Origin of the sequence: Streptomyces sp. NPDC002588 (assembly GCF_040295925.1) — a bacterium.
GTDB lineage: Bacteria > Actinomycetota > Actinomycetes > Streptomycetales > Streptomycetaceae > Streptomyces.
The window spans coordinates 211,093-230,684 of record NZ_JBEOWF010000012.1; the positions used below are offsets into that span (position 1 = coordinate 211,093).

Annotated in this window: 16 protein-coding genes; 14 read left to right on the top strand and 2 right to left on the bottom strand. The window is 70.2% G+C overall.

The annotated features are described in order from the left end of the window. Window positions 1-34 precede the first annotated feature (34 nt). The 11 genes from ABT057_RS16415 to ABT057_RS16465 all read left to right on the top strand — a co-directional run bounded on the left by ABT057_RS16415 (window position 35) and on the right by ABT057_RS16465 (window position 13,780). Window positions 35-1,651 (top strand): carboxyl transferase domain-containing protein, encoded by a 1,617-nt coding sequence (locus tag ABT057_RS16415; RefSeq protein WP_352343666.1) that lies wholly within the window; start codon window positions 35-37, stop codon window positions 1,649-1,651. Window positions 1,652-1,662: 11 nt separating this feature from the next. Beyond that, window positions 1,663-3,591 carry an acetyl/propionyl/methylcrotonyl-CoA carboxylase subunit alpha gene (locus ABT057_RS16420; protein WP_352343667.1) on the top strand — a complete coding sequence of 643 codons (1,929 nt, stop codon included), beginning with the start codon at window positions 1,663-1,665 and terminating at the stop codon, window positions 3,589-3,591. A gap of 8 nt (window positions 3,592-3,599) precedes the next feature. Next, window positions 3,600-4,517 (top strand): hydroxymethylglutaryl-CoA lyase, encoded by a 918-nt coding sequence (locus ABT057_RS16425; protein ID WP_352343714.1) that lies wholly within the window; start codon window positions 3,600-3,602, stop codon window positions 4,515-4,517. 6 nt (window positions 4,518-4,523) lie between these two features. Further along, window positions 4,524-5,684 carry an acyl-CoA dehydrogenase family protein gene (locus ABT057_RS16430; RefSeq protein WP_352343668.1) on the top strand — a complete coding sequence of 387 codons (1,161 nt, stop codon included), beginning with the start codon at window positions 4,524-4,526 and terminating at the stop codon, window positions 5,682-5,684. Window positions 5,685-5,805: 121 nt separating this feature from the next. Then, window positions 5,806-6,855 (top strand): ABC transporter substrate-binding protein, encoded by a 1,050-nt coding sequence (locus ABT057_RS16435; protein WP_352343669.1) that lies wholly within the window; start codon window positions 5,806-5,808, stop codon window positions 6,853-6,855. Window positions 6,856-6,886: 31 nt separating this feature from the next. Beyond that, window positions 6,887-7,687 (top strand): siderophore-interacting protein, encoded by an 801-nt coding sequence (locus ABT057_RS16440; protein ID WP_352343670.1) that lies wholly within the window; start codon window positions 6,887-6,889, stop codon window positions 7,685-7,687. A 127-nt stretch (window positions 7,688-7,814) separates the two neighbouring features. Further along, the gene (gene desA, locus ABT057_RS16445; protein WP_352343671.1) at window positions 7,815-9,257 is read left to right on the top strand and encodes a lysine decarboxylase DesA; all 1,443 of its coding nucleotides are present in this window, start codon (window positions 7,815-7,817) and stop codon (window positions 9,255-9,257) included. Further along, window positions 9,241-10,515: a lysine N(6)-hydroxylase/L-ornithine N(5)-oxygenase family protein gene (locus tag ABT057_RS16450; RefSeq protein WP_352343672.1), complete on the top strand. Its 1,275-nt coding sequence runs from the start codon at window positions 9,241-9,243 to the stop codon at window positions 10,513-10,515. The genes desA and ABT057_RS16450 overlap by 17 nt, the downstream gene beginning before the upstream one ends. After that, on the top strand, window positions 10,512-11,042 hold the full coding sequence (locus ABT057_RS16455) for a GNAT family N-acetyltransferase (RefSeq protein WP_352343674.1): 531 nt from the start codon (window positions 10,512-10,514) through the stop codon (window positions 11,040-11,042). The genes ABT057_RS16450 and ABT057_RS16455 overlap by 4 nt, the downstream gene beginning before the upstream one ends. Next, a complete protein-coding gene (locus tag ABT057_RS16460; protein WP_352343675.1) occupies window positions 11,039-12,808 on the top strand; it encodes an IucA/IucC family protein in 1,770 nt (589 codons plus the stop codon). The genes ABT057_RS16455 and ABT057_RS16460 overlap by 4 nt, the downstream gene beginning before the upstream one ends. 99 nt (window positions 12,809-12,907) lie before the next feature. Further along, window positions 12,908-13,780 carry a DUF4429 domain-containing protein gene (locus ABT057_RS16465; RefSeq protein ID WP_352343676.1) on the top strand — a complete coding sequence of 291 codons (873 nt, stop codon included), beginning with the start codon at window positions 12,908-12,910 and terminating at the stop codon, window positions 13,778-13,780. Between the two features lie 86 nt (window positions 13,781-13,866). Here the strand turns inward: ABT057_RS16465 and ABT057_RS16470 are convergent, their stop codons facing one another. Next, window positions 13,867-15,438: a purple acid phosphatase family protein gene (locus ABT057_RS16470; protein WP_352343677.1), complete on the bottom strand. Its 1,572-nt coding sequence runs from the start codon at window positions 15,436-15,438 to the stop codon at window positions 13,867-13,869. A 186-nt stretch (window positions 15,439-15,624) separates the two neighbouring features. Here ABT057_RS16470 and ABT057_RS16475 point away from each other — a divergent pair, with 186 nt between their 5' ends. Then, the gene (locus tag ABT057_RS16475) at window positions 15,625-15,882 is read left to right on the top strand and encodes a hypothetical protein (protein ID WP_352343678.1); all 258 of its coding nucleotides are present in this window, start codon (window positions 15,625-15,627) and stop codon (window positions 15,880-15,882) included. Window positions 15,883-15,915: 33 nt separating this feature from the next. Beyond that, complete coding sequence (glmS, locus tag ABT057_RS16480; RefSeq protein ID WP_352343680.1) at window positions 15,916-17,733, top strand: glutamine--fructose-6-phosphate transaminase (isomerizing); 1,818 nt, start codon at window positions 15,916-15,918, stop codon at window positions 17,731-17,733. Between the two features lie 142 nt (window positions 17,734-17,875). Here glmS and ABT057_RS16485 read toward each other — a convergent pair whose 3' ends face one another. Beyond that, the gene (locus ABT057_RS16485) at window positions 17,876-18,403 is read right to left on the bottom strand and encodes a universal stress protein (protein ID WP_352343681.1); all 528 of its coding nucleotides are present in this window, start codon (window positions 18,401-18,403) and stop codon (window positions 17,876-17,878) included. 391 nt (window positions 18,404-18,794) lie between these two features. Here ABT057_RS16485 and ABT057_RS16490 point away from each other — a divergent pair, with 391 nt between their 5' ends. Next, the gene (locus ABT057_RS16490; protein WP_352343683.1) at window positions 18,795-19,253 is read left to right on the top strand and encodes a hypothetical protein; all 459 of its coding nucleotides are present in this window, start codon (window positions 18,795-18,797) and stop codon (window positions 19,251-19,253) included. The last annotated feature ends 339 nt before the right edge of the window (window positions 19,254-19,592 follow it).

Sequence of the window (19,592 nt, forward strand, 5' to 3'; positions counted from 1 at the left end):
TAACAGGCGATCACCGGGTGAGGGGAACCACGGGATGGAACAGGCACCGGTGCTGACGAGCGCGGCGGACCCCGCGTCGGAGGCCTGGCGGGCCAATGAGGAAGCCCACCTCGCGCTCGTCGGGGAGCTGCGCGGCAAGCTGGCCGCGGCGGCGCTCGGCGGCGGCGAGAAGGCGCGCGCCCGGCACACCGCGCGCGGCAAGCTGCTGCCCCGGGACCGGGTGGACACCCTGCTGGATCCCGGCTCGCCCTTCCTGGAGCTCGCCCCCCTGGCCGCCGACGGGATGTACGACGGACAGGCCCCGGCCGCCGGGGTGATCGCCGGCATCGGGCGGGTGAGCGGCCGCGAGTGCGTGATCGTGGCGAACGACGCCACCGTCAAGGGCGGTACGTACTACCCGATGACGGTGAAGAAGCACCTGCGCGCCCAGGAGGTGGCCCTGGAGAACCGCCTCCCCTGCCTGTACCTCGTCGACTCCGGCGGGGCCTTCCTGCCCATGCAGGACGAGGTCTTCCCCGACCGCGAGCACTTCGGGCGGATCTTCTACAACCAGGCCAGGATGTCGGCGGCCCGGATCCCGCAGATCGCGGCGGTCCTCGGCTCGTGCACGGCCGGCGGGGCGTACGTCCCGGCGATGAGCGACGAGGCGGTCATCGTCCGCGGCCAGGGCACCATCTTCCTCGGCGGTCCCCCGCTGGTGAAGGCCGCCACCGGCGAGGTCGTCACCGCGGAGGAGCTGGGCGGCGGCGAGGTCCACTCCCGCGTCTCCGGCGTCACCGACCACCTCGCCGAGGACGACGCGCACGCACTGCGGATCGTGCGGAACATCGCCGCCACGCTCCCCGCGCGCGGGCCGCTCCCCTGGGAGGTCGCGCCCGTCACCGAGCCCAAGGCCGACCCCTACGGGCTCTACGGCGCCGTCCCGGTCGACTCCCGCACCCCCTACGACGTACGGGAGATCATCGCGCGCGTGGTCGACGGCTCGCGTTTCTCCGAGTTCAAGGCGGAGTTCGGACAGACCCTGGTCACCGGCTTCGCCCGGATCCACGGCCACCCGGTGGGGATCGTCGCCAACAACGGCATCCTGTTCTCCGAGTCCGCGCAGAAGGGCGCCCACTTCATCGAGCTGTGCGACCAGCGCGGGATCCCGCTGGTGTTCCTGCAGAACATCTCGGGGTTCATGGTGGGCAGGGACTACGAGGCGGGCGGTATCGCCAAGCACGGCGCGAAGATGGTGACGGCCGTCGCGTGCACGCGCGTGCCGAAGCTGACGGTCGTGGTCGGCGGGTCGTACGGCGCGGGCAACTACTCGATGTGCGGCCGCGCCTACTCCCCCCGCTTCCTGTGGATGTGGCCGGGCGCCAAGATCTCCGTCATGGGCGGCGAGCAGGCCGCCTCCGTCCTCGCCACGGTCAAGCGGGACCAGCTCCAGGCCCAGGGGCAGGAGTGGCCCGTGGAGGAGGAAGAGGCCTTCAAGAGCCCGATCCGCGCCCAGTACGAGCACCAGGGCAACGCCTACTACGCGACCGCCCGGCTCTGGGACGACGGGGTCATCGACCCGCTGGAGACCCGCCAGGTGCTGGGCCTCGCCCTGACCGCCTGTGCCAACGCGCCCCTGGGTGAACCCCGGATGGGCGTCTTCCGGATGTGAGGAGGGGACTCGTGTTCGACACCGTACTCGTCGCCAACCGGGGCGAGATCGCCGTACGCGTCATCCGTACGCTGCGCTCGCTGGGCGTGCGCTCGGTGGCCGTCTTCTCCGACGCCGACGCTCAGGCGCGGCACGTCAGGGAGGCCGACACCGCCGTACGGATCGGTCCGCCACCGGCGGCCGAGAGCTATCTGTCGGTGACGCGGCTGCTGGAGGCCGCCGCGCGGACCGGCGCCCAGGCCGTCCACCCCGGGTACGGCTTCCTGGCGGAGAACGCGGACTTCGCGCGCGCGTGCGCCGGGGCGGGGCTCGTCTTCATCGGGCCGCCGGCCGACGCGATCTCCCTCATGGGCGACAAGATCCGCGCCAAGGAGACGGTGAAGGCGGCCGGGGTGCCGGTCGTGCCCGGCGGCCGTGATCCCGAACTGGCCGAGGCGGCCCGCGAGCTGGGCGCGCCCGTGCTGCTCAAGCCCTCGGCGGGCGGCGGCGGCAAGGGCATGCGGCTGGTGCGGGACCTGTCCGTGCTGGAGGAGGAGATCGCCGCCGCCCGCCGCGAGGCCCGTGCCTCCTTCGGCGACGACACGCTGCTCGTCGAGCGGTGGATCGACCGCCCCCGGCACATCGAGATCCAGGTCCTGGCCGACGCCCATGGGAACGTGGTGCATCTGGGCGAGCGCGAGTGCTCCCTCCAACGGCGGCACCAGAAGGTGGTCGAGGAGGCGCCGAGCGTGCTCCTCGACGAGGCCACGCGCGCGTCGATGGGCGAGGCCGCCGTACAGGCGGCGCGCTCGTGCGGGTACCGGGGCGCGGGCACGGTGGAGTTCATCGTCCCGGGAAGTGATCCGTCGTCGTACTCCTTCATGGAGATGAACACCCGTCTCCAGGTGGAGCATCCGGTGACCGAGCTGGTCACCGGGCTGGATCTCGTCGAGTGGCAGCTGCGGGTGGCGGCCGGCGAGCCGCTCGGCTTCGGCCAGGAGGACGTACGGCTCACCGGGCACGCCATCGAGGCGCGTGTCTGTGCCGAGGACCCCGCGCGCGGCTTCCTGCCCTCCGGCGGGACGGTCGTCAGGCTGCACGAGCCCCAGGGCGACGGCGTGCGCACCGACTCCGGGCTCAGCGAGGGCACCGAGGTCGGCAGCCTGTACGACCCGATGCTGTCCAAGGTGATCGCGTACGGCCCCGACCGCGCGACGGCGCTCAGGAAGCTCCGGGCGGCCCTCGCGGAGACGGTCACGCTGGGCGTGCCGACGAACGCCGGTTTCCTGCGCCGGCTGCTCGCCCATCCCGCGGTAGTGGCGGGCGAGTTGGACACGGGGCTGGTGGAGCGGGTGGTGGACGAGCTGGTCGCCACGGAGGTACCGGAGGAGGTGTACGAGGCGGCGGCGGCCGTACGGCTGGAGGGGCTGAGGCCCCGGCCCCGGGGAGAGTGGGTCGACCCCTTCTCCGTGCCGAGCGGCTGGCGGCTGGGCGGGGCGCCCCGGCCCGTCGGTTTCCACCTCCGGGTGCGCGAGCCCGTCGAGTACGTGCCCCGCGGCACCCACACCGTCACCGAGGACCAGGTCACCGTCACCCTGGACGGCCTCCGCCACACCTTCCACCGCGCCGCCGACTGGCTCGGCCGCGGCGGCGACGCGTGGCAGGTGCGCGACCACGACCCGGTGGCCGCCTCCCTGACCGGCTCCGCGCACTCCGGCGCCGACTCGCTCACGGCCCCCATGCCGGGGACGGTGACGGTCGTGAAGGTCGCCGTCGGCGACGAGGTGGCGGCGGGTCAGAGCCTGCTGGTGGTGGAGGCGATGAAGATGGAACACGTCATCTCCGCCCCGCACGCCGGCACGGTCGCCGAACTGGACGTGACACCGGGGACGACGGTCGCCATGGACCAGGTGCTGGCCGTCATCGCCCCCGCGGAGTCACCCGCAGAGGAGGACCAGTGACACTCCCCATGGTCGTACCGGCGCCGGACCTGCCCGCGCGGGTCAGGATCCACGAGGTCGGCGCACGCGACGGCCTGCAGAACGAGAAGGCGACCGTGCCGACGGCGGTGAAGGCGGAGTTCGTCCGGCGCCTCGCCGGCGCGGGCCTGACCACCATCGAGGCCACCAGCTTCGTCCACCCCGAGTGGGTGCCCCAACTCGCCGACGCGGAGCAGCTGTTCCCGCTCGTCAGCGATCTGGACGCGGCGCTCCCGGTCCTGGTGCCGAACGCACGCGGACTGGACCGCGCCCTCGCCCTCGGCGCCCGCCGGATCGCCGTGTTCGCGAGCGCCACCGAGTCCTTCGCCAAGGCCAACCTCAACCGCACGGTCGACGAGGCGCTGGCGATGTTCGCGCCGGTGGTGGCGCGGGCGAAGGCGGAGGGTGCCCAGGTCCGCGGCTATCTCTCCATGTGCTTCGGCGACCCCTGGGAGGGGGCCGTGCCCATCGCCCAGGTGGTCCGGGTGTGCCGGGCGCTGCTCGACATGGGCTGTGACGAGCTGAGCCTCGGCGACACCATCGGGGTGGCCACGCCCGGCCATGTGCTGGAGCTGCTCGCCTCGCTGAACGAGCAGGGCGTGCCGACGAACGTGATCGGCGTGCACTTCCACGACACCTACGGACAGGCGCTCGCCAACACCCTGGCCGCGCTCCAGCACGGCGTCACCACGGTCGACGCCTCCGCGGGCGGCCTCGGCGGCTGCCCGTTCGCGAAGTCCGCCACCGGCAACCTCGCCACCGAAGACCTCGTGTGGATGCTGCAGGGCCTCGGCATCGACACCGGGGTCGACCTCGGCCGCCTCGTCGCCACCAGCGTGTGGATGGCCGAACAACTGGGCCGACCCAGCCCGTCCCGCACCGTCCGCGCCCTCTCCCACCAGGAGTGACCGACCATGGACCACCGTCTCTCCCCCGAACTGGAAGAACTCCGCCGTACGGTGGAGGAGTTCGCGCACGACGTCGTCGCGCCCAAGATCGGCGACTTCTACGAGCGGCATGAGTTCCCGTACGAGATCGTCCGCGAGATGGGCCGCATGGGCCTGTTCGGGCTGCCGTTCCCGGAGGAGTACGGCGGCATGGGCGGCGACTATCTGGCGCTCGGCATCGCCCTGGAGGAGCTCGCGCGCGTCGACTCGTCCGTGGCGATCACCCTGGAGGCGGGGGTCTCGCTGGGCGCCATGCCGATCCACCTCTTCGGTACGGCGGAGCAGAAGCGGGAGTGGCTGCCGCGGCTGTGCTCGGGCGAGATCCTGGGCGCCTTCGGGCTGACGGAGCCGGACGGCGGTTCGGACGCGGGCGCGACACGGACGACGGCCCGGCTCGACCCGGACACGGACGAGTGGGTGATCAACGGCACCAAGTGCTTCATCACCAACTCGGGCACGGACATCACGGGGCTGGTGACGGTCACGGCGGTCACCGGCCGCAAGCCGGACGGCCGTCCGCTGATCTCCGCGATCATCGTGCCGTCCGGCACGCCCGGCTTCACGGTCGCCCAGCCGTACTCGAAGGTCGGCTGGAACGCCTCCGACACCAGGGAGCTGTCCTTCTCCGACGTGCGCGTCCCGGCGGCGAACCTGCTGGGCGAGCAGGGGCGCGGATACGCGCAGTTCCTGCGGATCCTGGACGAGGGGCGGATCGCGATCGCGGCCCTCGCCACCGGGCTCGCCCAGGGCTGTGTGGACGAGTCGGTGAAGTACGCGCGCGAACGGCACGCTTTCGGCCGTCCGATCGGAGCCAACCAGGCCGTCCAGTTCAAGATCGCCGACATGGAGATGAAGGCGCACACGGCCCGGCTGGCCTGGCGGGACGCGGCCTCGCGGCTGGTGGTGGGCGAGCCGTTCAAGAAGGAGGCGGCGCTCGCGAAGCTCTACTCGTCGACGATCGCCGTCGACAACGCCCGTGACGCCACCCAGGTCCACGGCGGGTACGGCTTCATGAACGAGTATCCGGTGGCCCGGATGTGGCGCGATTCCAAGATCCTGGAAATCGGGGAGGGCACGAGCGAGGTGCAACGGATGCTGATCGCACGGGAGTTGGGGCTGGCGGGCTGAGGCCGGCCCGCAGCCGCAGGCCGGCGCGCGGGTCCCGCCCACTGGACAGGAGGTGAGGTTAGGCTAACCTATCTTCGATCTGTCCGGCGGTGATCCCGCACGTCCGAAAGCAGTCATATTCATGCGTAACGCCAGCGCCCACCACCTCACCCGCCGCGGCATCCTCGCCGCCGGCGGTGCCGTCGGCCTCGGTGCCGTACTCGCTGCCTGTGGGGACGGCGACGCGAAAAGCGCTGGCTCGGACGCGTCGGCGAGCACCTCCGCCGAGTCCGGTCCCTGGACCTTCAAGGACGACCGCGGCACCACGGTGAAGCTCGACGAGGTCCCCGCGAACATCGTCGCGTTCACCGGCGTCGGCGCCGCCCTCCACGACTACGGCATCCAGGTCAAGGGCGTCTTCGGCCCGACGAGGACCACCGACGGCAAGGCCGACGTCCAGGCCGGCGACATGGACGTCTCCAAGGTCACCGTCCTGGGCAACGTCTGGGACGAGTTCAACGTCGAGAAGTACGCGGCCCTCGCGCCCGACGTCCTCATCTCCACGATGTTCGACGACGCCGGCACGCTCTGGTACGTCCCCGAGGCCTCCAAGGACAAGATCGCCAAGCTGGCCCCGAGCGTCGGCATATCCGTCTACGACCGTCAGCTGACCGCTCCCCTGGAGCGCGTGTGGGAGCTGGCCGAGTCGCTCGGCGCGGACATGAGCGCGGCCGAGGTCACCGACGCGAAGAAGCGGTTCGAGACCGCGGCGACGCGGCTGCGCGCCGCGGCGAAGGCCAAGCCCGGCATCAAGGTGATGGCCGGTTCGGCGAGCGCCGAGCTGTTCTACGTCTCCGGCACCGATCTCTCCATCGACCTGGAGTACTTCAAGGCCCTCGGCGTGAACTTCGTCGAGCCGCCGGAGAGCGCGAAGAAGCAGGGTGGCGGCTGGTACGAGTCGCTGAGCTGGGAGAACGTCGACAAGTACGCGGCGGACATCATCATGATGGACGACCGGACGTCCGCGCTGCAGCCTTCGGCGATCACCGAGGCGACATGGAAGAAGCTGCCCGCCGTGAAGGCGGGGCAGGTCATCGCCCGGTCGCCCGAGCCGATCCTGTCCTACGACAAGTGCGTGCCGCTGCTGGAGAACCTCGCCGAGGCGCTCGAGAAGGCGAAGCAGGTCAGCTGAACAGAGCCCCCTTGTTTCAGGAGTCACCCCCTTGAGCAGCGCCCCTTTCCGGTTCTTCTCCCTCCATGTCGTGCGGGCCCGGCGGGTCGGGGCCTCGCTCGTGCGGGTCTCCTTCGCCGGGGACGATCTACGGCACTTCCTCTCCGACGGGTTCGACCAGTCGCTGTCCCTGTTCGTCCCGCCGCCCGGGCAGCTCGAGCCGCGGGTGCCCGTCGAGCTGGGGGACGGGTGGTGGCAGGGGTGGCGGGCGCTGCCCGATGACGTACGGGCCGTGATGCGGTCGTACACGCTGAGGGCGTCGCGCCGCGATCCCGACGAGATCGACATCGACTTCGTGCTGCACAGCCCGGCCGGGCCCGCCTCCGAGTGGGCCTCACGGGCCGCCGCCGGGGACCGGGTCCTGCTGCTCGGGCCGGCCGTCGCCGACAACCGGGCGATCCGTTTCCGGCCGCCGCGGGACACCGACCTGGTGGTGCTGTGGGGCGACGAGACCGCCCTGCCCGCCGTCTCCGCCATCCTCGGGTCCCTGCCCGCCGGGATGCGGGTCCGGGCCTGGGTCGAGGCCCACGACTCGGGAAACGTGCACGAGTTGACCTCCCCGGCGGACGCCGAGGTGACCTGGCTGCACGCCGGGCGCTCACTCGCCGCGCTCCGTGCCGCCCGGCTGCCGGAGGCCGCGCATCCGTACGTCTGGATCGCGGGCGAGTCGGGATCCGTGAAGGCGCTCCGCCGGCACTTCGTCGGCGAGCGCGGGATCGACCGGCGTCGCGTGACCTTCGTGGGGTACTGGCGGCTCGGGATGACCGAGGAAGAGCTGCGCGAGGCCGGATAGCCGTACCGACTCCCCGTACGTGATCACCGTCACGGGAGAGCCAGACCTGACCCATGATTAGTTAGGTTAGGCTTACCTAAGTTTGATCGACACCGCACCGGACCGTCCCCACCGAAGGACCCCCACCATGCGCTCGCACCTGCTCAATGACACGACCGCGGAGCAGTACCGCCGCTCCGTGACCGAAGGAGTCGAGCGGGTGGCCGCCAGAATCGCCGCCACCGACCGTCCGTTCACCGGTGTCACGGTCGACGACCTCGCCCCCCGTATCGAGCGGATCGACCTGGACCGGCCGCTGCACGACACCGCGGCCGTCCTGGACGAGCTCGAAGAGGTCTACCTCCGTGACGCCGTCTACTTCCACCACCCCCGCTACCTCGCCCACCTGAACTGCCCGGTCGTCATCCCGGCCGTGCTCGGCGAGGCGGTCCTGTCCGCCGTCAACTCCTCCCTCGACACCTGGGACCAGTCGGCGGGCGGCACCCTCATCGAGCGGAAACTGATCGACTGGACCGCCGAGCGCATCGGCCTCGGACCGGCCGCCGACGGCATCTTCACCTCGGGCGGCTCCCAGTCCAACCTCCAGGCGCTGCTGCTCGCCCGCGAGGAGGCCAAGACCCGCTCGCTCGCCGAACTGCGCGTCTTCACCTCCGAGGCCGGCCACTTCAGCGTGAGGAAGTCGGCGAAACTGCTCGGGCTCGGCCAGGACGCCGTGGTCTCCATACCCGTCGACCACGACAAGCGCATGCAGACCGTCGCCCTCGCCCGGGAGCTGGAGCGCTGCACGAGGGCCGGACTCGTCCCCATGGCCGTCGTCGCCACCGCGGGCACCACCGACTTCGGTTCCATCGACCCGCTCCCCGAGATCGCCGAACTGTGCGCCCGGTACGGCACCTGGATGCACGTCGACGCGGCCTACGGCTGCGGTCTGCTCGCCTCCCCCAGGCACCGGGACCGCATCGACGGCATCGAGCGCGCCGACTCCGTCACCGTCGACTACCACAAGTCCTTCTTCCAGCCGGTGAGTTCCTCCGCCGTGCTGGTCCGGGACGCGGCCACGCTGCGCCACGCCACCTACCACGCCGAGTACCTCAACCCGCGCCGCATGGTGCAGGAACGCATCCCCAACCAGGTGGACAAGTCCCTGCAGACCACCCGCCGGTTCGACGCGCTCAAGCTGTGGATGACGCTGCGCGTGATGGGCGCCGACGGCGTCGGACAGCTCTTCGACGAGGTCTGCGACCTGGCGGTGGAGGGCTGGGGCCTGCTGGCCGCCGACCCGCGCTTCGACGTCGTCGTGCGGCCGTCCCTCTCCACCCTGGTCTTCCGCTACATCCCCGCCGCCGTCACCGATCCGTCCGAGATCGACCGCGCCAACCTCCACGCCCGCAAGGCCCTGTTCGCCTCCGGCGACGCGGTGGTCGCGGGCACCAAGGTGGGCGCCCGCCACTACCTGAAGTTCACCCTGCTCAACCCCGAGACGACGATCGACGACATGGCCGCCGTGCTCGACCTGATCGCCGGCCACGCCGAGCAGTACCTGGGAGACTCCCTTGACCGCGCGTCCTGAAGCCAGCCGCACCTTCGACTTCGTGGGGATCGGGCTCGGCCCCTTCAACCTCGGCCTCGCCTGCCTCACCGAGCCGATCGACACGCTCGACGGTGTCTTCCTGGAGTCCAAGCCCGACTTCGAGTGGCACGCCGGCATGTTCCTCGACGGCGCCCACCTCCAGACCCCGTTCATGTCGGACCTGGTCACCCTGGCCGACCCGACCTCGCCGTACTCCTTCCTCAACTACCTGAAGGAGAAGGGCCGGCTCTACTCGTTCTACATCCGCGAGAACTTCTACCCGCTGCGGGTCGAGTACGACGACTACTGCCGCTGGGCCGCGAACAAGCTGAGCAGCGTGCGCTTCTCGACGACGGTCTCGGAGGTGACGTACGACGACGGCCTGTACGTGGTGAAGACGACCGCCGGTGAGGAGTTCCGCGCCCGCCATCTGGTCCTCGGCACCGGTACGACGCCGTACGTCCCCGACGCCTGCGCTGGTCTCGGCGGCGACTTCCTGCACAACTCCCGCTATGTCCAGCACAAGGCGGAGCTGCAGAAGAAGGAGTCGATCACGCTCGTCGGGTCCGGGCAGTCGGCGGCCGAGATCTACCACGACCTGCTCGGCGAGATCGACGTCCACGGCTACCGGCTCAACTGGGTGACGCGCTCCCCGCGCTTCTTCCCCCTCGAATACACCAAGCTCACCCTCGAGATGACCTCGCCGGAGTACATCGACTACTTCCGCGCCCTGCCCGAGGCCACCCGCTACCGGCTCACGCAGGCGCAGAAGGGCCTGTTCAAGGGCATCGACGGTGACCTCGTCAACGAGATCTTCGACCTGCTGTACCAGAAGAACCTCGGCGGGCCGGTCCCCACCCGGCTGCTCACCAACTCCGCGCTGACCGGCGCGCGCCACGAGAACGGCACGTACACGCTCTCCTTCCGCCAGGAGGAGCAGGAGAAGGACTTCGAGCTCGACTCCCAGGGGCTGGTCCTGGCCACCGGCTACCACTACAGCGAGCCGGAGTTCCTCGCGCCCGTCAAGGACAGGCTGCGCTACGACTCCCACGGCAACTTCGACGTCGCCCGCAACTACTCCATCGACACCACGGGCCGGGGCGTGTTCCTGCAGAACGCCGGCGTGCACACGCACAGCGTCACGTCCCCCGACCTCGGCATGGGCGCCTACCGCAACAGCTTCATCATCCGTGAGCTGCTCGGCAGCGAGTACTACCCGGTCGAGAAGACGATCGCGTTCCAGGAGTTCACCGTATGACGTTCACCTTTCGCCCCCTCGACCCGCTGACCGACGCCGAGTTGCTGCACTCCTGGCTCACACATCCCAAGGCCGCCTACTGGATGATGCAGGACGCGAAGCTGGTGGACGTCGAGCGTGCCTACATGGAGATCGCCGCCGACCCGCACCAGCACGCCCTGCTCGGTCTCCAGGACGGCGTGCCCGTCTTCCTGATGGAGCACTACGACCCCGCCCACCGCGAACTGGTCGGCCTGTACGAGCCGTTGCCCGGTGACGTCGGCATGCACTTCCTCACCCCGGCGACCGACACCCCGGTGCACGGCTTCACCCGGGCCGTCATCACGGCGGTGATGGCGCGCCTCTTCGAGGACCCGGCGGTGCGGCGCGTCGTCGTCGAGCCCGATGTGTCCAACACGGCCGTCCACGCCCTGAACGAGGCCGTCGGCTTCGTGGCCGAGCGAGAGATCCGGAAGCCGGAGAAGCAGGCGTTGTTGAGTTTCTGCACCCGTGAGCGGTTCGAGGCGGCCGTGGGGGTGTCCGTATGACCCTCGCCGACGCCGTGGCCCACCTCTCCCCCGAGCGCTGGGAGAAGGCCAACCGCCTTCTCGTCCGCAAGGCCCTCGCCGAGTTCGCGCACGAGCGGCTGATCACCCCGGAGGAGAAGGACGGGCGGTACGTCATCCGCAGCGACGACGGTCTGACGTACTACCGCTTCACCGCCGTCCGCCGCGCCCTCGACCACTGGCAGGTGGCCGCCGACTCGATCACCCGCACCCGCGAGGGCGCCGAACTCCCGCTCGCGGCACTGGACTTCTTCGTCGAGCTGAAGAACACCCTCGGGCTGAGCGAGGCGATCCTGCCGGTCTACCTGGAAGAGATCTCCTCCACCCTCTCCGGCACCTGCTACAAGCTCACCAAGCCCGAGGTCACTTCGGCGGAGCTGGTCCGCGGCGGCTTCCAGGGCATCGAGACCGGGATGACCGAGGGCCACCCCTGCTTCGTCGCCAACAACGGGCGGCTCGGGTTCGGCGTCCACGAATACCTGTCCTACGCCCCGGAGACCGCGAGCCCGGTCCGCCTGGTGTGGCTGGCCGCGCACCGGTCGCGGGCGGCCTTCACGGCCGGTGCCGGCATCGAGTACGAGTCCTTCCTGCGCGAGGAACTGGGCCCGGCGACCGTCGAGCGGTTCCACGGCGTCCTGCGCGAGCAGGGCCTCGACCCCGCCGACTACCTCCTCGTCCCCGTCCACCCCTGGCAGTGGTGGAACAAGCTCACCGTCACCTTCGCCGCCGAGGTCGCCCGCAGGAACCTGGTGTGCCTGGGCGAGGGCGACGACGAGTATCTGGCCCAGCAGTCCATCCGGACCTTCTTCAACTCCTCGCACCCCGGGAAGCACTATGTGAAGACGGCGCTGTCCGTCCTCAACATGGGCTTCATGCGCGGGCTTTCCGCCGCGTACATGGAGGCCACCCCGGCGATCAACGACTGGCTCGCCCAGCTGATCGAGAACGACCCGGTGCTGAAGTCGGCCGGACTGTCGATCATCCGGGAGCGGGCGGCCGTGGGCTACCGGCACCTGGAGTACGAGGCGGCCACGGACCGCTACTCGCCGTACCGCAAGATGCTGGCCGCGCTGTGGCGGGAGAGCCCGGTGCCGTCCCTCCAGGACGGCGAGTCGCTCGCGACCATGGCCTCCCTGATCCATGTGGACCACGAGGGGAGGTCGGTGGCCGGCGCGCTCGTCGAGCAGTCGGGGCTGGCACCGGCGGAGTGGCTGCGCCACTACCTCGAGGCGTACTACACGCCCCTGCTGCACAGCTTCTACGCCTACGACCTGGTCTTCATGCCACACGGCGAGAACACGATCCTCGTGCTGAGGGACGGGGTCGTGCGGCGGGCGGTCTACAAGGACATCGCCGAGGAGATCGCGGTGCTGGACCCGGACGCGGTGCTGCCGCCGGAGGTGCGGCGCATCCGCGTCGAGGTCCCCGAGGACAGGAAACTGCTGTCCCTCTTCACCGACGTCTTCGACTGCTTCTTCCGCTTCCTCGCGGCCTGCCTGGCCGACGAGGGGATCCTGGACGAGGACGGCTTCTGGCGCACGGTCGCCGAGGTCACCCGCGCCTACCAGGAGGCGAACCCCGAACTGGCCGACCGGTTCCGCCAGTACGACATGTTCGCCCCCGAGTTCGCCCTGTCCTGCCTCAACCGGCTCCAGCTGCGCAACAACGAGCAGATGGTGGACCTGGCGGATCCCTCGGGCGCCCTCCAGCTGATCGGAACCCTTGAGAATCCCGTCACGGGGTTCTGATCGAGGCGGGACGGGGCTCGGAAGTACGGTCCTCCCGAGCCCCGCTCTCCCTGCAGGGAACGCGCTGGAGCCGTGACGGCCCGATGCCAGAATTCCCCCATGGCGGAAATCATCCAGAAGGACGGCACCTGGGTCTTCGACGGTGACGCGCTGCGGCTGACCCCCGGCCGGGACAAGAACGTCGGGCTGCTGCGCCGGGAACTGGGTGAACTCGGGCTCCCGCTGGGAGCGTTGGCGGGAGTCTCGTTCGAGCAGGGCAAGCGGGCCGGGCGGCTGCGGCTACGGCTGCGGGACGGCGCCGACCCGCTGCTGCACGCGACCGGCGGCCGGCTGACCGAGCCGCACGACCCCTACCAGCTGACCGTCGACTCCGACCGGTACGGCGTCGCCGAGTACTTCGTCGACGAGGTGCGCCACGCGCTGGCCCTGGACCAGGTGCCGGCCGGCCCGGTGGGCGCGTACCTGCTGCCCGGCCCGTCCGTGCCGCTGTCCTTCTCCGCCGGGGACGGCACGGCGAGCTTCGACGGCGAGCGGGTGCGGCTGGAGTGGAACTGGAAGACCGAGGACGCGAAGGCCGCCGCCGGCACCCGTACCCTCGCCGTCGAGGACATCGTCGGCGTCGAGTGGAAGCCGGCCGTCGGCCTGGAGAACGGCCACCTGCGGTTCAGCGTGCGCGGCGCGCCCACGAAGGCCCCGCCGAAGTACGACCCCAACGCCGTCGAACTGTGGGGCTTCAAGAAGGACCCGCTGATGGCGCTGGTCGCGGCGGCCGTCCAGGCCCGGCTGCCGCATCCGGCGACGGCGCCCGGCGACGTCGTGCCCCCGCGCCCTCGGCCGGACCGCCCGGCGGCCGGGGACGACCACGACGCGCTGCTGCGGCGGCTGCGCGAGCTCGGCGAGCTGCACCGGGACGGGGTGCTGACGGACGAGGAGTTCACGATGGCCAAACAGGCGGTCCTCAGGAAGATGTGAGGACCGCCTGCCGGGCTCAGGGGTGTGCGCCCCGCCTTCGGGGCGCGCGGTGGTGCCGTTCGGCGACCACTTCGCCTCTGGGGTGACTACTTGGCCTTGCGGGCCACCGTGAAGTGGTCGATCCGGTCACCGGTCTCGGCGATGCCCTGGACCTTCAGCGTGGTGTAGTGGCCCTTCGGCGCGGGGGTGACGTCCACGCGCAGGAAGGAGTAGTTCAGGTAGCGGACCCGCGACCAGGTGACGGTCTCGTTCTGCTTGCCGCCCTTGAGGTTGATGAAGGAGGCCACGGAGTCGACCTCGTTCTCGTGGCCCTCGTAGGAGTCCGGGGCGGTGAACGCGTACAGGCTGCGGCCGGCCGCGCCCGCCGTGACGTAGACGACACCCTCGGTCTCGGGGTAGGCCGTGCCGCCGATCGGGAGCTTCTTGGTGACCGTGTTGCCCTTGATCACGTCGGTGCGCTCGTACTGGTGGTTGTGGCCGTTGATGACCAGGTCCACCTGGTACTTGTCGAACAGCGGCACCCACTCCTGGCGCACGCCCCCCTCCGAGGCGTGCGCGGTGGACGTGCAGTACGCGCAGTGGTGGAAGAACACGACGACGAAGTCGATGTCCTTCGAGGCGCGGAACTTCTTCAGCTGCGCCTCGAACCACTTGGTCTGGGTGCCGCCGGAGATGCCGAGGTTGGCCGGGATCTCGAAGGAGACGTCGTTGGGGTCCAGCGAGATGATCGCCGTGTTGCCGTAGACGAAGGAGTAGACGCCCGGGAGGTTGTTCTTGTCCGGGCCGTTGTCCGGGAGGTTCCAGCGGGCTTCCTCGCCGCCGTAGCCGTTGGGCGAGTACCAGGCCTCCATGTCGTGGTTGCCGTACGACACCATCCACGGCACGGACTTGGCGACGGACTCGGTCTGGGCGAGGAACTGGTCCCAGGTCCGCGAGTCGAACACCGTGTCGGAGGTCTTGCCCTGGCCGGCCGGGTCGGCGTAGGCGATGTCGCCGGCGTGCAGGTGGAAGGACGGGTTCTGGCCGAGGAGCAGGCTGTCGTTGGCCAGCGCGTGGTAGCTGACGCCCTGGTCGCCGAAGGCCGTGAAGGTGAACGGCTCCTTGTGGGCGGGGGCGGTGGTGAAGGTGCCTATGGTGCCCGCGAACTGCGGCGAGGCCGGGTCGAAGCCGTCGTGGCCGACGCCGTAGTAGTAGGTCCTGCCGGGCTTGAGGTGGGTCAGCTTGGCGTGCACGTAGTACTGGGTGTGGTCGCCGCTCGCGCCGACGCCGGCCGGGGTGTAGAGGGCGCGGACCTCGGCCTCGATCTTGACGGAGAGGTGCGAGGCGTGGGTGCCGATCCGGACGAAGGGCTTCTTCACCGGGAGCGGGACCTGCCAGGAGATGGTGATCTCCGTGCGGGGGTCGTTGCCCCAGGCCAGGTGGCGGCCGAAGGGGGCGACGTACGCGCCGTCGACGTACTGGACGGCCGGGCTGCTGTCGGGGGTCTTCGTCGGTACGGCGGCCTGGGCCTCGGTACCGGTCAGGAACGTACCGCCGGCGACGGCGCCGATGGTGACCGCGCCACCGCGCATCATCGAGCGGCGGGAGAATCGTGCGCGCAGGTACTCGTGCTGCTCGGCCATGCTCATGCGCTCGGCGAGCTCGTCGGGTACGCCCATGCGAGGAGTGTCCATGAGGTCTGAAAATCGTCGCCTTGGGCGACGGCGCGCAAGACACCAAATGGACGGGGTGCGAACAGGCGCTCATAACACATTCAACGCTTCCCCAAGGCTCCTTAACAGGCGCTTGCCCGAAATCGGGCAGATTTCTTGCGAAAGCCGCCACCGTCCCCCAGGATCTACCGGGTGCACGACGAACTTGTTGATCATCTGACGCGGTCCACGCCCCTCCAGCGGGGCGAGGCACTGCGGGTGATCCAGGACGTGCTCGCCTACTTCGACGAGACGACCGAGGACTACGTCCGTCGCCGCCACCGCGAGCTGCAGGCCCAGGGCCTGGTCAACGCGGAGATCTTCGAACGGGTCGCGGCGGACCTGAAGTACCGGGCGGTCGCACCGCCGGAGCTCTCGCTCCGGCAGCTGCGTCGCATCGTCTACGGGTGAGTCCACCCAGCCAGGACCGAGGGATACCTATATATGTGCGGAATCGTCGGATACATCGGGAAGCGTGACGTCGCCCCCCTGCTGCTGGAGGGCCTGCAGCGGCTGGAGTACCGCGGGTACGACTCCGCAGGCATAGTCGTCACCTCCCCGAGGACCGCCGGTCTGAAGATGGTCAAGGCCAAGGGCCGGGTCCGGGACCTGGAGGCCAAGGTCCCGGCGCGCTTCAAGGGCACCACCGGTATCGCCCACACCCGCTGGGCCACCCACGGCGCCCCCTCCGACGTGAACGCCCACCCGCACATGTCGGCCGACCTCAAGGTCGCCGTCGTCCACAACGGCATCATCGACAACGCCTCCGACCTGCGCCGCAAGCTGGAGGCGGACGGCGTCGAGTTCCTGTCCGAGACCGACACCGAGGTCCTCACCCACCTGATCGCCCGCTCCCAGGCGGAGACCCTGGAGGAGAAGGTCCGCCAGGCCCTCCGGGTCGTCGAGGGCACCTACGGCATCGCCGTCATGCACGCCGACTTCCCGGACCGTATCGTCGTCGCCCGCAACGGCTCGCCGGTCGTCCTCGGCATCGGCGAGAAGGAGATGTTCGTCGCCTCGGACATCGCCGCGCTGGTCGCCCACACCCGCCAGATAGTCACGCTCGACGACGGCGAGATGGCCACCCTCAAGGCCGACGACTTCCGCACCTACACCACCGAGGGCACCCGCACCACGGCCGAGCCCACCACCGTGGAGTGGGAGGCCGCCTCCTACGACATGGGCGGCCACGACACCTACATGCACAAGGAGATCCACGAGCAGGCCGACGCCGTGGACCGCGTGCTGCGCGGCCGGATCGACGACCGCTTCTCCACCGTGCACCTCGGCGGCCTGAACCTGGACGCCCGCGAGGCCCGCAAGATCCGCCGGGTGAAGATCCTCGGCTGCGGCACCTCCTACCACGCGGGCATGATCGGCGCCCAGATGATCGAGGAGCTGGCCCGCATCCCGGCAGACGCCGAGCCGGCCTCCGAGTTCCGCTACCGCAACGCCGTCGTCGACCCCGACACCCTCTACATCGCCGTCTCCCAGTCCGGTGAGACGTACGACGTCCTCGCCGCCGTCCAGGAGCTCAAGCGCAAGGGCGCGCGGGTGCTGGGCGTGGTGAACGTGGTCGGTTCGGCGATCGCCCGCGAGGCGGACGGCGGCATCTACGTGCACGCCGGCCCCGAGGTGTGCGTCGTCTCGACGAAGTGCTTCACCAACACCACGGTCGCCTTCGCGCTGCTCGCCCTGCACCTCGGCCGCACCCGCGACCTCTCGGTCCGCGACGGCAGGCGGATCATCGAGGGGCTGCGCAAGCTGCCCGGCCAGATCGCGGAGATCCTCGATCAGGAGGCGGAGATCGAGAAGCTGGCGGAGCAGTTCGCCGAGGCCCGCTCGATGCTCTTCATCGGGCGCGTCCGCGGCTACCCGGTCGCCCGCGAGGCCTCCCTGAAGCTCAAGGAGGTCTCCTACATCCACGCCGAGGCCTACCCGGCGTCCGAGCTGAAGCACGGCCCGCTGGCCCTCATCGAGCCGGCCCTCCCCACGGTCGCGATCGTCCCCGACGACGATCTGCTGGAGAAGAACCGCGCGGCCCTGGAGGAGATCAAGGCCCGCAGCGGCAGGATCCTCGCGGTGGCCCACGAGTGCCAGGAGAAGGCCGACCAGACGATCGTCGTCCCGAAGAACGAGGACGAACTCGACCCGATCCTGATGGGCATCCCCCTGCAACTCCTCGCCTACTACACGGCGAAGGCCCTCGGCCGGGACATCGACAAGCCGAGGAACCTGGCGAAGTCGGTCACGGTCGAGTAGCCCCGGACAGCCCTACGACCGGACGCGGCACCGCTGCGACCCCCTCTTCACCCCGTGAGGCCGGCCCCGCGGGGTGAAGAGCAGGTTCCGCGTCCGGACGCCGACAGGGGGATGCCCCGCGCAGGGAGCCGGAGAGCGAGCGTCAGGGGATGACGATGACCGGCCGCTTGGCTCGCTTGGCGAGCCGCCCGGCGACCGAGCCGAAGATCCGGCCCACGATGCCGTGGGTGGAGCCGACGACGATCGCGTCGGCCTCGTACTCCCGGCCCACCTCTTCGAGTTCGTGGCAGATGTCACCGCCGCGCTCGACCAGGATCCACGGCACCTCGGCGAGGTAGTCCGCGCAGGCCAGTTCCAGCCCGAGGACCTCGGTGCGGTGGTCCGGCACGTCGACGAAGACCGGCGGCTCGCAGCCCGCCCACACGGTCGTGGGCAGCCGGTTGGCGACATGGACGATGATCAGGCCCGAGCCGGAGCGATGGGCCATGCCGATGGCGTACGCGAGGGCGCGCTCACTGGAGGTGGAGCCGTCGAAACCGACGACCACGCCGTGCTTGAAGGCAGGATCGCAGGTGGGGCGTGCTTCTTCCGCCGCCAGAGGCTCGGCCGCCGTGGGGTCGGCGACGGGCCGCTTGCGGTCCGCTGGTTCGAAGAATTCGTGACCGGCCATGGCTGTCTCGGCGAATCGATCCTTATGTGGGTTGGACGGCAGTGAGCGGCGGAGCTGTGTCCGGGAATTGTCTTCCCAACCCCATACCCCCAAGGGTACGGCGCCACGCCTCCAACGCCCAGATCCCGAGCACCCTCGGTGGGGGTTCCAGGGAGCATGCACGAGGGGGCGCCCGTAACGCAATGGTTGCTGCCCCGTACAGGCGGTTTGCACAGGATTCACTTATCCCCCGCCGACAGCGACCACGATCACAGTGACCGACGGCTCGAACAAGCGTTGAACCCATGGACCACGCCACAGCGCGGCAGTCACCACGGTCCGGTGACCGCCGCCCGACCCCGCCCGCCACCGCCCCGTCTGGTACGACCGCCCCCAGGGAGGAGCCCGAACCATGCCCGTGCCCCGCACGCCCGCCTCCTCCCGCCCCGCTCCCTCCCGGCCTGCTTCCTCCCGGCCCGCCTCCTCCCGCCCCGCCCGCTCCCGCTCCACCGCCGCCCGCCGCGGCGACGAGCGGTCGACCGACCTGATCCGCTGGGCGGCCTTCTCCTGCGCGCTCGTCCCGGTGGTCCTCCTCTGGCACGGCAGCTCCCTGGCCGGCGCGACCGGCACCGCCCTCGGACTGGGCGCCGTCACGGCCGTCTGCCGGCTGCTGCTGCGCCGGTCCGAGCGCGGCACGGCCCGGCTGCTCGGCGAGGAGGCGGGAGACGCGGGCAGATCCGGGAACGCCGGGGAAGTCCGGGAATCCCGGGTACACGTACCCAGGGCGTACCACCGGGGGCGCCATCAGCGCACAGGAACGGGGGCGCACCGTGGCGGTCGTCACACCGGGGGAAACTCACCGGTCAGTTGACCGGTTTTCACGCACGAGACCGTTGGTTTTCAGCCAACTTCCCACTCCCGTCCACCCCTTGCCGTAACCACCCCCAACCCCCGGTGCGACCTGCGCGAATAAGCCCTCGGAAGGCCTGCGCACCCTACGGGGATTGGCCACCGCGACAAGGCGCACTTCCCTGCACCCTCCCCGAGTGCAACGCTTCGTGATCGAATGCTTCACGCCAAGTTGCCAAGTCGACAATCTGCCGGGTGCTGAACTGGCCACGCCGGCATCACGCGACACAGTAGATTCGATCTTGACTGTCTACGGCGGGGGACTCGTGCAGGACCGAGGGGAAACGTGCAGGAGCGACAC

Excerpts from the sequence above, each read along its gene's own strand:
- ABT057_RS16485 (WP_352343681.1), bottom strand. The coding sequence starts at position 18,403 with ATGGCCGGTCACGAATTCTTCGAACCAGCGGACCGCAAGCGGCCCGTC.
- ABT057_RS16455 (WP_352343674.1), top strand. The coding sequence starts at position 10,512 with ATGACGTTCACCTTTCGCCCCCTCGACCCGCTGACCGACGCCGAGTTG.
- ABT057_RS16460 (WP_352343675.1), top strand. The coding sequence starts at position 11,039 with ATGACCCTCGCCGACGCCGTGGCCCACCTCTCCCCCGAGCGCTGGGAG.
- ABT057_RS16490 (WP_352343683.1), top strand. The coding sequence starts at position 18,795 with ATGCCCGTGCCCCGCACGCCCGCCTCCTCCCGCCCCGCTCCCTCCCGG.
- ABT057_RS16425 (WP_352343714.1), top strand. The coding sequence starts at position 3,600 with ATGGTCGTACCGGCGCCGGACCTGCCCGCGCGGGTCAGGATCCACGAG.
- ABT057_RS16415 (WP_352343666.1), top strand. The coding sequence starts at position 35 with ATGGAACAGGCACCGGTGCTGACGAGCGCGGCGGACCCCGCGTCGGAG.
- desA (WP_352343671.1), top strand. The coding sequence starts at position 7,815 with ATGCGCTCGCACCTGCTCAATGACACGACCGCGGAGCAGTACCGCCGC.
- ABT057_RS16430 (WP_352343668.1), top strand. The coding sequence starts at position 4,524 with ATGGACCACCGTCTCTCCCCCGAACTGGAAGAACTCCGCCGTACGGTG.
- glmS (WP_352343680.1), top strand. The coding sequence starts at position 15,916 with ATGTGCGGAATCGTCGGATACATCGGGAAGCGTGACGTCGCCCCCCTG.
- ABT057_RS16435 (WP_352343669.1), top strand. The coding sequence starts at position 5,806 with ATGCGTAACGCCAGCGCCCACCACCTCACCCGCCGCGGCATCCTCGCC.
- ABT057_RS16465 (WP_352343676.1), top strand. The coding sequence starts at position 12,908 with ATGGCGGAAATCATCCAGAAGGACGGCACCTGGGTCTTCGACGGTGAC.
- ABT057_RS16470 (WP_352343677.1), bottom strand. The coding sequence starts at position 15,438 with ATGGGCGTACCCGACGAGCTCGCCGAGCGCATGAGCATGGCCGAGCAG.